Annotated in this window: 11 protein-coding genes; 5 read left to right on the top strand and 6 right to left on the bottom strand. The window is 63.1% G+C overall.

Annotation, left to right across the window (positions count from 1 at the left end):
* Positions 1-8: 8 nt before the first annotated feature.
* From ACMDCR_RS06100 to ACMDCR_RS06075, 6 genes are all read right to left on the bottom strand, one after another.
* Positions 9-1,523 (bottom strand): caspase family protein, encoded by a 1,515-nt coding sequence (locus ACMDCR_RS06100; RefSeq protein ID WP_413991665.1) that lies wholly within the window; start codon positions 1,521-1,523, stop codon positions 9-11.
* A complete protein-coding gene (locus tag ACMDCR_RS06095) occupies positions 1,520-3,142 on the bottom strand; it encodes a caspase family protein (protein ID WP_413991664.1) in 1,623 nt (540 codons plus the stop codon). The genes ACMDCR_RS06100 and ACMDCR_RS06095 overlap by 4 nt, the downstream gene beginning before the upstream one ends.
* A 69-nt stretch (positions 3,143-3,211) precedes the next feature.
* Entirely contained in the window at positions 3,212-4,138 is a 927-nt protein-coding gene (locus tag ACMDCR_RS06090) for a c-type cytochrome (protein ID WP_413991663.1), read from the bottom strand.
* 282 nt (positions 4,139-4,420) lie between these two features.
* Positions 4,421-4,858 (bottom strand): c-type cytochrome, encoded by a 438-nt coding sequence (locus ACMDCR_RS06085; protein ID WP_413991662.1) that lies wholly within the window; start codon positions 4,856-4,858, stop codon positions 4,421-4,423.
* A 539-nt stretch (positions 4,859-5,397) separates the two neighbouring features.
* Positions 5,398-6,081 carry an outer membrane protein gene (locus tag ACMDCR_RS06080; protein WP_413991661.1) on the bottom strand — a complete coding sequence of 228 codons (684 nt, stop codon included), beginning with the start codon at positions 6,079-6,081 and terminating at the stop codon, positions 5,398-5,400.
* 129 nt (positions 6,082-6,210) lie between these two features.
* The gene (locus ACMDCR_RS06075; RefSeq protein ID WP_413991660.1) at positions 6,211-6,444 is read right to left on the bottom strand and encodes a hypothetical protein; all 234 of its coding nucleotides are present in this window, start codon (positions 6,442-6,444) and stop codon (positions 6,211-6,213) included.
* Between the two features lie 508 nt (positions 6,445-6,952).
* Between ACMDCR_RS06075 and ACMDCR_RS06070 the strand changes: the two genes are divergently transcribed.
* The 5 genes from ACMDCR_RS06070 (at position 6,953) to ACMDCR_RS06050 (ending at position 12,253) form a co-directional block, all read left to right on the top strand.
* Positions 6,953-7,570, top strand: a complete 618-nt coding sequence (locus ACMDCR_RS06070; RefSeq protein ID WP_413991659.1) for an ACP phosphodiesterase — start codon at positions 6,953-6,955, stop codon at positions 7,568-7,570.
* A 49-nt stretch (positions 7,571-7,619) separates the two neighbouring features.
* Positions 7,620-9,044 carry a L,D-transpeptidase family protein gene (locus tag ACMDCR_RS06065; RefSeq protein ID WP_413991658.1) on the top strand — a complete coding sequence of 475 codons (1,425 nt, stop codon included), beginning with the start codon at positions 7,620-7,622 and terminating at the stop codon, positions 9,042-9,044.
* Between the two features lie 212 nt (positions 9,045-9,256).
* On the top strand, positions 9,257-10,168 hold the full coding sequence (locus ACMDCR_RS06060; protein WP_413991657.1) for a class I SAM-dependent methyltransferase: 912 nt from the start codon (positions 9,257-9,259) through the stop codon (positions 10,166-10,168).
* 220 nt (positions 10,169-10,388) lie between these two features.
* A complete protein-coding gene (locus ACMDCR_RS06055; protein ID WP_413991656.1) occupies positions 10,389-11,243 on the top strand; it encodes a TrmH family RNA methyltransferase in 855 nt (284 codons plus the stop codon).
* Between the two features lie 11 nt (positions 11,244-11,254).
* The gene (locus ACMDCR_RS06050; RefSeq protein ID WP_413991655.1) at positions 11,255-12,253 is read left to right on the top strand and encodes a DUF4105 domain-containing protein; all 999 of its coding nucleotides are present in this window, start codon (positions 11,255-11,257) and stop codon (positions 12,251-12,253) included.
* Positions 12,254-12,255: the final 2 nt, after the last annotated feature.

Genomic DNA, 12,255 nt, shown 5'->3' with positions numbered 1-12,255 from the left:
TGGTTTCCTCACGGGACGATTTCATAGCGCAGTGTGGCGACGGAGCGCCCCACCGCCTTGGCATTGGCCTTGAGGCTGTCCGCGTTGGCGGGAGTAGCCAGGCTTTCCGCCAGTTCCGGCAGGACGGACGTGTTGACCTCGTCCGCCGGGATCACCTGGATCTGGCGCGTAACGAAGCCTTTCGACAGTTTCAGAGGATCGACGACAACCAGGGCCAATACTGTACCAGATGTCACAGAGGTCGCATCGAAACTAATGCCGTAGCTGGCGTCGGGCACCGTGATCGGGCTGCCGGCGCGGATGCGGCCATCCTTGCCATGGGCGGCGGCGATGGCATTGGGGAAGAGCTGCACCACTTCCCCGTCATCCGAGACCGACAGCAGGATGAGGAACCCGTCCTGGCCCGAGGTGACGCGGAACTTCATGTTTCTGGTGCCGAGCTTCACCGGAGAAGGCGGGATCTGTTCAACGCGGACGTTGTCCGAAAGCTGCGCGCCCAGCACGTCGAGGATCTTGTCGGCGGTGGGCTTGCCTTCATTGAGCGGTTCGACCGAGCCGGCCCTGTCGGCCGCGACCTTGAGCGCGGCGCCCTCGCCGGAGAGCAGCGGCGTCAGGCCCATCTCGCAACGATCGCGGTGTCGGTCGCAATAGGCCTGGGACTGCTCACGGACGTAATCGAGCAATTCCTGGTTGGAGATGGTGCCGTTGCGGTTGGCATCCGCCAGGCCCTTCTCGACGCCGTCGGCGAAGGCCGTGGTGAACACACCGCGATAGGAAGGCGCACCATCCTCGTCGACCAGGGCTGTCTGTGCGGGCGAGACCGCGTCCCATCTGACGAGGTCGAGCCCCGCTGGAGCAGGCGGGCTCGCCGGTTCCTCGCCAAGGGCGGGCTCCACCACGATGGAGCGCGTCGCGCCATCGATCTGTGGCGAGCGGGCAGCCGGATTGCCGCTGCCTGCGGCTTCCACCACGATGGCCCGCGTCACGGTGCCGGCATGGCTGGAATCGATTACTTCGGTGATATGGCGCCCGGACAATTGCGCCAATATGCCCTCGATGCGGCTCTGGCCAAGGGCATTGCCCACCCCGCCGGGTCGCATGGCGGCATCGAAGGGCAGGAGGGTGTCCTCCCGCCCGCCTCCGGCTTTCTGGAAATAGCCTTGGCCGGCAAAATAGAAGAACACACGCTCGCCGGGTTTGCTCTGTCCAAGCCAGTTCTGCAGCCCGTCGAGGATGGCGGTGCCGGAGGCCTGGTCGTCAAGCAGCAACCTAACGTCGCCGGGCTGGTAGCCGAGCGTGCCGGTGAGGAGAGCCTGCATGCGCATAGCATCGGCGCGGGCCCCACCCGGCAATTGCGCGGTAAGCTGGCTTGCCTGGTAGGTGTCGATGCCGACGATAAGGGCACGATCCGCCAGCGCCGGGGTTGCCGATAGCCCCAACAGGGCGGCGAGCATCACGGTGGCCCGATCTCTGGATCGCCCCACCGAAATCCAGCCTCGCAGCTTGCGAATCATCCCCTTCATTGCGGACCTGCGCTGGTGAAAATGTTGGCGATGGCCACCGTGACCTGCTGGCCGTTGAGGGCATTCTTCAGCGTATCCGGCAGGTCGGCGGCGGCATCGGGCTTCGACATTGCCTGCAGCGCGGTCTGCAACTGGTCGAGCGGCTGGTCGGAGAGGATGGCGATCAGGTGCTCGGCGCCGAAGGGCGGGTCGCGCACCTGCAGCGGCAGCGAGAAGGGCTTGCTGCTCCAGTCCTCGTCATGCTCGGCCTGGGAGGTCGGATAGAGGAACTCCACCTTGCCGTCAGGCGGCAGGTTGAACAGGGTCATGAAATGATGGCTGGAAGCGCCGAGACCGACGGTGAGCCGCTCGCCGCGATTGAAGGTGCGCGAGCCGCCGGCGACTTCGAAGGGCTGGATCGAGCCGCTGGCGAAGGCCTGCAGGAAGGCGATAGCCCGCCACTTGGCGACGATGCCCGGCAGGCCCTGCGGCTGCACGCCCTCGGCCACGATGCCGGCGACACGCTTTTCCACCGTGCCCTTGGCTGCGTCGTAGACGAGATCGGCATCGGCCTCATCGGGAACGACGGTGGCGCCGGGGATCTCCGCGGTGAGCTGCCCGTTGCGCACCGCGAGCTTCAGGGCTGTGTTGCCGCTCACCGCCTGCTCGGCGATGGCGATGGCGCTCTGCGTATCCGTCCCGGCCTGCCCCGGCTCATTGCCGGGCGCCGGCGCGGCGGAGCGGAATACAGGGATGTCGCGGCTCACGGTTGGAAAGGATTGCGAGACCTGCTGGCTCTGCGTCGCCTGCAGCACGGAGGCACGCACGAAGGAGACCAGCTCCTTCTCCGTGGTCACGCCGTCATGATTGGCATCCGCCTGGCCCTCGATGGCGCGGGCGAAGGCAAAGGAGAGGGCGCCGCGCTGCTGGCCGTTGATGGTCACCTCCGGCACCAGCTTGTCATCTGAGACACCGGCAAGGAAGGTGAACTGGTCGTTGGGCGCGACCTTGGTCGAGACCACCGGCGGGGGAGGCGCGAATTCCAGCAATTCGGCGCGGTCGATCTGCGGCTTGGGCGCGACGCGATAGGTCAGGCCCATCGAAACGGAGCGATACATCGTACCCGAATGGCAGGCGTCGGTGACGACGACCGCATAGACCTTCTTGGCTTCCGCCTCCTTGAGCCAGACGGCGACCTCCTTGTCGACGATGCGGTCGGCGAGACCCGGCCCCTTCAGAGCGAAGTTCACCAGGGGGAGGTTGTCGTCGAGCCCGTCGGGCTCGTCGGGATCATTGGGCGCCGCGGGTTCCTGCGAACCATGGCCGGCATAGGTGAAATAGATGGTGTCGCCGGCCTGGGCCTGTTTCAACAGGCCCTCCCAGGCCGCGACCACGGCCGGCTTGGCGGCCTGCTTGTTGGTGAGCAGGACCAGCTTCTTGACACCGGCCTTGGTCAGGGCCTGCGCCACGTCCTCGGCATCGTTGACCGCCCCGTGCAGGGCCGGGATCGGCGCCGTGTACTCGTCGATCCCGACCACGAGGGCGTAGGAATCGGCAGCCAGTGCCGGGGCGGCAAGCAAAAACCCCGCTCCCGCCAGCAGGGTCGTGGCCGTCATCGGGAGGCTTTGGCGTCGGGTCACGTCCTAGTCTCCGGTCCGCGCCGCCGCGCATCATTGTCATCACGAGCGGCTCGCCGGCGGAGCGGGCCCTCAGGATTTCTTCGGCGCCTTGCCCGGGATCGGCGGCAGGCTCACCAGGAAGGCTGCGATGGCCTTGCGGTCATCGTCGCTCAGACGGCTGGTGTTCTGGATCACCTCCGCCATGCTGCCGCCCGCCGAATCGAAGGCCGGTGTGAAACCGGTCTTCAGGAAGTCGGCGATCTCAGCCTCCTTCCAGTCACCGATGCCGTCGGCATGAGGCGTGATATTGGGCACCCAGCCCTTGCCGTCCGGCGCGGGACCGCCGGAAAAGCGCTTGTCCGCTTCAATACCGCCAAAGGCATTGCGCGGGCTGTGACATTCGGAACAGTGGCCCGGACCGAGCGCCAGATAGGCACCACGGTTCCATTCCGCGCTCTTGCTCGGATCGGGCGTGAAGGGCTTGTCGTCGAAATAGAGGAACTTCCAGCCGCCGAGCAGACGCCGGATATTGAAGGGAAAGCCGATGTCATGCGGCTTGTCCGGGGTGTCCACCGCCGGCAGCGTCTTCATATAGGCGAAGAGGTCGCGGACATCCTCGAGCTTGAGCTTGGCGTAGGACGTGTAGGGCAGCGCCGGGTAGAGATGCTCGCCCTCGCGGCCGATGCCGCGCTGCACCGCATTGATGAAATCGAGCTCGCTCCAGGCGCCGATCCCCTGCTTGGCATCCGGGGAGATGTTGGGCGCATAGAATGTACCGAAGGGTGAGCCCAAAGCCAGGCCGCCGCCAAGCTTGAGCCTGTCGTCCTGGCCGGGTGTCTGGTGGCAGGAAACGCAGCCGCCGATGGTGAAGATCGTCTCGCCATTGGCGAGATTGGGCTTATAGTCGGCGGTTAGAGCGGAAGCAGGCAGAGGCGAAGGCTGGGTAACGAACCAGAACACGCCCAGACCGACTATGCCGAGCACGACCAGTGCGCCGATGATTTTCTTCCAAGACATCCGGGAAAGCCCCTTCTCCGGCCTGAACTCCATTGCCCAGGCTCAACGCCTGAACACCTTGCACCGTCGCTCTATTCGCAAGCTGCCTTGGCGGGCCCGGATGCCCCTATCCAGATGCTCCGGCGTGATGTGGCCGTGAAACATGTCCCAAGTACATTCTTGTCGGAAACACCCTTACCGGCGGCCTCGCTGCCGGCCGTTTTGAAGCAACATTACCGGGACATGCCCGGTAATGTCGGAAGTAGCGAGCACGGTCTAACCGGGCCGGCGTGGCGCCGAACCTCAGTCCTTCTTGACGCGATAGGTGCCGTGGCAGCTGTTGCAGTTGGAGGCGATGACACCGAACGCCTTGGCAAAGCTGGCCTGATCGGTTGCGGCCATGGCGCTCGTCGCATCAGCGCCCAGCTTGGCAGCATGGGCCTTGAAGTCCGCCATATCTTCCCAGATCTTGGGCGAAGCGGTGGTCGGGTCAGTACCGCCGCCGGTCTTGGAATCGTCCGGGAAGAGGGTCGGCAGCTTGGCCGCGCCGTCGACATAGACCTGAAGCAGCGCCTTTACCTTGGTGGCATCGAAAGGCGCCTCACCCTTGGCGTAGGCGCTGGCGTCCTTGGTGGCCTTTGCGATGCCTTTCATCAGGGCCTGGCGATCCTCGATCGGACCCGCGAAGGCGGTAGTGACGCCGACGGCGACCACAGCGGCGGCGATGACAAAACGTTTCATTCAGAAGTTCTCCCTGACCTGGGCATGGCGACGCGGTAGCGAATAGCACCTTTTTTTGGCGGCAATCGCAAGTGGGTAGATTTGAATTATTTCAAATCGGCTTTGCACTGCTTTGCTAAGCTTCGCCGGCCTTCGTGACACTAAATTGAAGGTCGAATAACTTTTACAAGACAACGGGTTAGGTTTCGTTGTCTTACGTTGTCTTTCGCCTGGTGGCCGCGACTGTGACTAGGACCAAAGGCTAATGGGTAGGGCAAAAAAACTTTCGGCTAAGTTCGTCGACAGCACGCCATCTGGCTCCCACGGCGACGGCGACAATTTGTATCTGCCAGCGGTAGGCTAATAAAGGCTGGCTTGGACACGGAGAAAATTTGAGCATTTGCCACTCGCTGAGGATGCACTCGAGGAATCGGCGCATTACCCCGCAGCGGGGCAGGAGGATCATAAGGGACAGCGAGGTGGAATGAGAGCCGCGCAGTCTGCCCGCCAAAATGAAAGCCCCGCCGAAGCGGGGCCTTTAATGTCACCCAACAACCATGTCAGAACTTGTAGCTGACGCCTAGCGTCGTCGAAACTTCGTTCAACTTCACACGTCCTGGGACGCCCGAGGCAGTGAACGAGTTATGCCCAAAGTCGGTGTAGCGAACCTCACCGCGCACCAGCCAATTGTCGGTCACCGCGTATTCGAGGCCACCGCCTATGGTCCAGCCAGTCCGAGTATCACTATTTGACACACGGGCGAACGGAACTGTCTGAACGGCGGTGAACTTCTCATCACCGAACGCTACACCACCTGTGATGTAAGGCAGGAAGCGGTCAAAGGCATAGCCAACGCGCGCACGGATGGAGCCCTGCCATTCACTCTTGATGTTGGCATTGAAAAGGATGCCACCCAAGACAGTATTCGTGTCTTTGTCGAGGCTCGTGTAGTCAATGTCACCCTCGACGCCAACAACGAAACCACCATCGAACTGGTAGTTGTAGCCAACATGTGCGCCTCCAATAAAGGCGCTGTCATCAAGATCATTGAAATTAACGGCACCGACCCTCGCCGAGGCATTGGTGAAGACACCGCCGGCATGCAAGCCTACATAAAAACCGGTCCAGCTGTAGGGCAGCACCACGGGAACGACCGGCTCGACAGGCTGGGGAGCCAGATCGGCAGCGAATGCACTCGGAGCAAGAAGCGCGAAAAGAGAGGAGGCGATCAAAAGTGACTTCATGATATCGATCATCCAATGAATGGGTGATGTCCTACTATCATAAGTTGCATTAAATTGATGTCACAATTAGGCAACACTTGGATTCAATTTCGCCATTCTGGAGGACGTATATCTCGGCGAAGCGACGGCCTAGCCTGCGGTATCTTTCGGATCGAAGAAGTCGGGGTGGTCGATAAGCTTCTGTAGCTCTTCTTCAGTGATGATGTTGTCTTCGCCCCGGCCGTCTGTGTGCAGTTCGACATGGTCTGTGGGAGAAAGTTGTGATCTCTCGTGCTTGTAACGGGCAATGGCCTGGCGAAGCGTCATGTGCCTTGAGCCGCGATTGTAGGTTACGAGCTGATCGGGATCGTATTTGTTACGCACCTGCTCTGTCTTTCCTAAGCCTCACCGGCCCGTGGTTTCTTGTGTCTAAGGCCCCAATAAAGATCCCATAGCAGCGAGGTACGAGCGGCGGGACAGCTCGTCAGCGTATAGGAATCACATAGCCCTATTTGGCGGGCATATCGCTCATCTTCGACGACCGCGAGTTGATAGGAAACGAAGCAAAGGCAAACGAGCAGGACGGCAATCGCTATATTCTTCATAGGTGGCCCCCAGCGTGCTTCCCTAGGCTCACATCCGGCCCTTCGCCGTCATCAGCGACGAAGATCACGGGTGAGGCGGGTGATAGTAGGCTATGACGGTGTGGGCAGTCTGCACGATAGCTGGCATAGACACCAATATCGCAGCACTTTTTAGAGCCGCTTCAGGCCGAATTGAGCCTCACCAGTAACTGGCTTGCCTCGCCAATATAGCTTGCCGGTCTCCTGTTCGACGCCGAAGTCGTCGAGCCATGCACCCGGAACTTGCATCGCCTGCGCGAAGGTCACATATGGCGGGCATGAACTATCTCGCCCATCTCCTGCTTTCTCCGCCGGATACGGCCTACCAGGTCGGCAATCTCCTGCCGGACCTTGTGCACCTGCCGGAGCAGGAGCGCTTCACCGGCCGCTATCGCGAGGGCATCGAGATGCACCGGCGCATCGATGCCTTCACCGATGCTCATCCGGTGCCACGGCGCAGCCGCGAGCGGCTCTGGCCGACCTACAGGCGTTTCTCCGGCATCATCGTCGACATCGTCTACGATCACTGCCTGATCCAGCGTTGGGACGCCTATCACGCTGATTCCGTGCCGAATTTCCTTGCCAGCGTGCGCAACGGCCTGCCGGCCCTGCAAGGCGACCTGCCAGAAAAGACCTACAAGCACATTCATTCGATCACGCAATGGGCCGGCGACTACGCCACCCTCGACGGCGTCAGCGCCGCCATGGCGCGCGTCGGCAGCCGCCTGCGCCGTCCTGCGGATTTCTCAGGCCTGCGAGGTGAGCTGGAGCGCCACCGCGAGGGTTTCCAGGAGGATTTCGACGACTTTTTCCCGGAATTGCTGGCGATGACAGGCAACGCCTCGATCGAGAGGCGGCCATGCTTAACGGCGCTGGCGAGCACGTAAGGAAAGATTCACTATCACCGTCGTAAGGTGATGGCCGAAGAAGTCCTTGTTGCGTTTGAGTGTTTTCATGCATCCCTCCTGGCTTTCGCATCCCTTCCAGAACCGGGAGACGCAGCAATCCGGACGGTCTCAAGCCGCGCGCTGGTTCGGCGCGTTGGGCGTCGCCGCTGCCCTCGCCTTCGCGACGCCCGCCTTCGCCGACGACCAGCCGAACTATTCGCCTCAGACCTACGACCTGACGCTGCGCGCCATCACCGACTATGAGGAGATCGCCACCAATGGCGGCTGGCAGCCCCTGCCGCCGGGCGCCTCCGGCATGCGCATCGGCGCCAAGGGCAAGTTCGCGAAGGCGCTGCGGGCGCGACTCGCCGTCACGCGCGACCTCGACCCCAGCCTGCCGGCGAGCAGCGAATTCGATCAGACGACGCAGGACGCTCTCAAGCATTTTCAGGCCCGGCACGGTCTTAGCCAGACCGGCTCGATCGGCCGGCTCACCATGATCGCCCTCAACGTGCCGGTGGAGGTTCGCCTGCACCAGCTCGACGCCTCGGCCAACCGTCTGGCGGCGCTGAAATTCAAGTTCGGCGACCGCTACATCGTCTCCAACATCCCGGCGGCGAGCCTCGAAGCGGTTGATCACGGCGTGGTGGATCGTTCCTACACCACCGTGGTCGGCAGCCCCGAGCGAGCCTCGCCGACGCTGACCACCAATGTGATGGCGATCAATATCCTGCCCTACTGGAATGTGCCGCAATCGATCCTGAAGGCGGATATCGTCCCGAAACTGCAGAAGAATCCGAATTATCTGACCGAAAGCCATATGCGGATCTATCGCGGCAGGCAGGAGATCGATCCGCATACGGTGGACTGGTCGACGGCGCGCGCCGAGGACTATTTCGTCAAGCAGGAGCCAGGCGTGTGGAACTCGCTCGGCTTCCTCAGGCTCGACATGCCCAACAAGGATGCGGTCTACATGCATGACACGCCGCATCGCGAACTCTTCCGCAGCGATGTGCGCTTCGGCTCCTCCGGCTGCACCCGCGTCGCCGGCGCGCAGGATCTCGCCGCCTGGGTGATGCAGGGCTCGGAATGGACAGGGCAGGCCATCCAGGACCAGATCGACACGGGCGTGCCCAAGACGATCAAGCCGGCCAAGCCGGTGCCGGTCGCCTGGGTGTACCTCACCGGCTGGGGCGCACCCGATGGAAGCGTGCAGTTCCGGCCCGACGTCTACAATATCGACACGCCCGCCGATCCTGAGCCAGCGCCCGCCGATACGCTGGCGGCCAGCACCATCACCGACCGCACCGCCTCGGTGCCGGTTACCATGCCGGCCCAGCCACGCAAGCCGGTGGTGGCCAAGCCCGCACAGGCGAAGCCGGTTGCCGCGAAGCCGATGCAGGTCAAGCCGGTCGCGACGACGGTGGTGAAGACGCGGCCCATCGTCATCGACGCCTCGGCCACGGCGAACTGACCTCGGAGTGCGGACATCCCTGGGAGCGCGGACGTCTCGTCCGCCTCTTGAAACGACAGCGCTTCAGGACAAGGTGCAGCCCGTCAGGAGGCACTCTCCTCATTCTAGAGCGCCGCCGTTTCAAGAGGCGGACGAGACGTCCGCGCTCCCAGCGACGATTGTTCCCAGCATTTCCCTTGCCGCGCGCGAAAAACTGTTATTTGGTCCGCGCCATGTCCACTTCCTCCTCCGCGATGCAGACCCTGCCGCAGCTTCTCGTCACCCCCGGCTTTGCCGACTACCGCCTGGTCGATTGCGGCGAAGGCCGCAAGCTCGAACGCTTCGGCAAGCTTCTGGTCGACCGTCCCGAACCACAGGCCATGGGCGTGCGGAAGAACCCGGCGCTGTGGGAGAAGGCCGATGCGGTGTTCCTGGGCATGAACGCCGAGGACGAGGGCTCCGACGGGCGCTGGAAATTCGCCGGCAGGCCGGTGGAGACCTTCCCGGTCTCCTATCGCGGCGTCGCATTCCACGGCCGCTTCACGCCCTTCCGCCATCTCGGCTTTTTTCCCGAGCAGGCCCCGCATTGGGACTACATGATCGAGCAGTTGCAGGGGCTGAAGCGCCCGGCGCGCGTGCTCAACCTGTTCGGCTACACCGGCGTCGCCTCCCTCCTCGCCGCCAAGCATGGCGCGCAGGTGACCCACGTCGATGCTTCCAAGAAATCGATCGGATATGCCCGCGAGAACCAGGCATTGGCCGGGCTGTCGGATGCGCCGATCCGCTGGATCGTCGACGACGCCGTGAAGTTCACCGCGCGCGAGGAGCGCCGCGGCTCCAAATATGACGTGGTGCTGCTCGACCCGCCCAAATATGGCCGCGGCCCGGGCGGCGAGGTCTGGGACCTCTTCCGCGACCTGCCGAGGATGCTTGACCTCTGCCGCGCCGTGCTGACCGACAAGCCGGCTTTCGTGATCGTCACGGCCTATGCCATCCGGGCCTCCTTCGTGGCTGTGCATGAGCTGACGCGCGAGGTGTTCGGTGATCTCGGCGGCGACATCACCTCCGGCGAATTGGTGGTCTCCGAGGAAGGATCCGGGCGGCTCCTCTCGACCTCGCTCTATTCGCGCTGGAGCGCCGCATGAGAGACACAAGGGCAACCGAACGCTCTCACTGGAGCTCTGGCAAGAAGTCAGTGGAACCTCGACCTTTTTGTCGTTGCCGGGCTCGTACCGGCAATCCAGAAAGGCGCAAGCGCTGGAAAGGTCGCGTCTGGATGCCCGGGACAAGCCCGGGCATGACAAAGGATGCTGCGCTTCCTTCGGCAAGCCGACGACTTTTGAGCCAGGCTTTCGAGAAATCGTCATGAAGCCCCGTTTCCAGCGCCCGCGTCCGCCCGTTCCCACCACGCCCGTGTCGCGCGTGGTGACCAGCCTCACCAACCCGCTGATCAAGGACATCCGGGCGCTGGAGATGCGCAAGGTGCGCCAGGAGGCGGGCCTCTTCATCGCCGAGGGCCTGAAGCTGGTGGCCGACGCCATCGAGGCCGGCTGGCCGATCCGCATCCTCGTGCACCGCTCCGGCGAGGACAAGCCGATGCTGGCGCGCGCCGTGCGGGCGACGCGCCAGGCGGGCGGCGAAGTGCTCGAAGTCACCGGCGAGATCCTGGAAAAGCTCTCGCGCCGCGACAATCCCCAGACCGTGATCGGCGTGTTCGAGCAGCGGCTCGAAAAGCTCGACGGCCTCAAGATCGCCCGCGAGGAAATCTGGATCGGCCTCGACCGCGTGCGCGACCCCGGCAATCTCGGTACCATCATCCGCACCGCCGACGCGGTGGGCGCGGAGGGCATCGTCCTGATCGGCGACACCACCGACCCCTTCGGCATCGAGGCCGTCCGGGCCACCATGGGCTCGATCTTCAACGTACGGCTGGCCGCGACCACTGCCCAGGGCTTCCTCGCCTGGCGCAAGGGCTTCGACGGCCTTGTCGTGGGTACGCACCTTGCCGGAACGCATGACTATCGCGATGTCGACTATCGCAAGGGCCCCTGTCTCCTGCTGATGGGCAATGAACAGCAAGGCCTGCCGGACGATCTCGCGGCAGCCTGCAGCCATCTCGTCAAGATCCCGATGCGGGGGCAAGCGGATTCGCTCAACCTGGCAGTGGCGACCGGCGTGATGTTGTTCGAGATCGCACGGGGACAACTCAAACTGGGATAGACCGGAGACCAATGGCGGCCAGGATTTTCTCTATCGCCGGGCACATGATCCTGGCGCTGTTCGTCGCCCTCACCGCCTTCTGGGGCACACTGGCGCTGTGGTATCGCCTCCCCTTCGGCGAGATCGCGCGCTATTCCATTCCCGCTCTCTGGGTCGTCCTTGCCCTCGTCGCCCTGCGAGGTTGCGCCTTCAGCCGCTGGCGCCAGCTCATTCCGTATGCGGTCGCACTCGCCGCCCTGCTCGTGTGGTGGCAGACCATTGGGCCGCGCAGCGACAAGGACTGGTCGCCCGACGTGGCGCGCCAGTACACCTCGACGATGGAAGGCTCCACAGTCAGGGTCACCAATGTACGCGATTTCGAGTGGCGCTCTGACACCGACTTCACGCAGCATTGGGAAGAACGCAGCTACGATCTCGACACCATCACCCGCGTCGATCTGTTCACCTCGACCTGGGGAAATCCGGCCATCGCCCATACCATGATCAGCTTCGGCTTCGCCGACGGCAGATATCTGGCCTTTTCCGTGGAAGTGCGACGCCAGAAAGGCGAGGCGTATTCGGCCGTCTCCGGCCTCTTCAAGCAGAACGAACTCGTCGCCATCGCCGCCGACGAACGCGATGTCATTCGCGTGCGCTCGAATGTAAGGGGAGAGGACGTACAGATCTTCAATCTGCGTACCAGCCCGGCCCGGGCTAGAGAGGCCCTCGTCTATTTTCTCTCGATGGGCAACCGTCTCGCCCGACAGCCGCGCTTCTACAACACGGCAACCACCAATTGCACCACGGTGCCGTTTTACCTGGCCCGGAAGCTCAACCCCACCCTGCCTCTAGATTGGCGCGTCCTGGTGAGCGGCTACCTGCCGGACTATCTCTACGACATCGGCGCACTGACGCATCAGGTATCCCTGAGCGAATTGCGTGACAAGGGGCGGATCACCGAGCGGGCGAAAGCGGCGGACCAGAGCGCGAATTTTTCGCAGGCGATACGGGAAAGCGTGCCGGAGCCGTAGTC

It is taken from the genome of Labrys okinawensis (genome assembly GCF_047345005.1).
GTDB lineage: Bacteria > Pseudomonadota > Alphaproteobacteria > Rhizobiales > Labraceae > Labrys > Labrys okinawensis.
Note: the sequence above shows the minus strand (reverse complement) of the source record. Positions and strands in the feature narration are given on the sequence as shown.

What these genes read in the sequence shown, in the direction of transcription:
- ACMDCR_RS06060 (WP_413991657.1), top strand. Translation starts at nt 9,257, where the DNA reads ATGTCCACTTCCTCCTCCGCGATGCAGACCCTGCCGCAGCTTCTCGTC.
- ACMDCR_RS06050 (WP_413991655.1), top strand. Translation starts at nt 11,255, where the DNA reads ATGGCGGCCAGGATTTTCTCTATCGCCGGGCACATGATCCTGGCGCTG.
- ACMDCR_RS06055 (WP_413991656.1), top strand. Translation starts at nt 10,389, where the DNA reads ATGAAGCCCCGTTTCCAGCGCCCGCGTCCGCCCGTTCCCACCACGCCC.
- ACMDCR_RS06090 (WP_413991663.1), bottom strand. Translation starts at nt 4,138, where the DNA reads ATGTCTTGGAAGAAAATCATCGGCGCACTGGTCGTGCTCGGCATAGTC.
- ACMDCR_RS06080 (WP_413991661.1), bottom strand. Translation starts at nt 6,081, where the DNA reads ATGAAGTCACTTTTGATCGCCTCCTCTCTTTTCGCGCTTCTTGCTCCG.
- ACMDCR_RS06100 (WP_413991665.1), bottom strand. Translation starts at nt 1,523, where the DNA reads ATGAAGGGGATGATTCGCAAGCTGCGAGGCTGGATTTCGGTGGGGCGA.
- ACMDCR_RS06070 (WP_413991659.1), top strand. Translation starts at nt 6,953, where the DNA reads ATGGCGGGCATGAACTATCTCGCCCATCTCCTGCTTTCTCCGCCGGAT.
- ACMDCR_RS06085 (WP_413991662.1), bottom strand. Translation starts at nt 4,858, where the DNA reads ATGAAACGTTTTGTCATCGCCGCCGCTGTGGTCGCCGTCGGCGTCACT.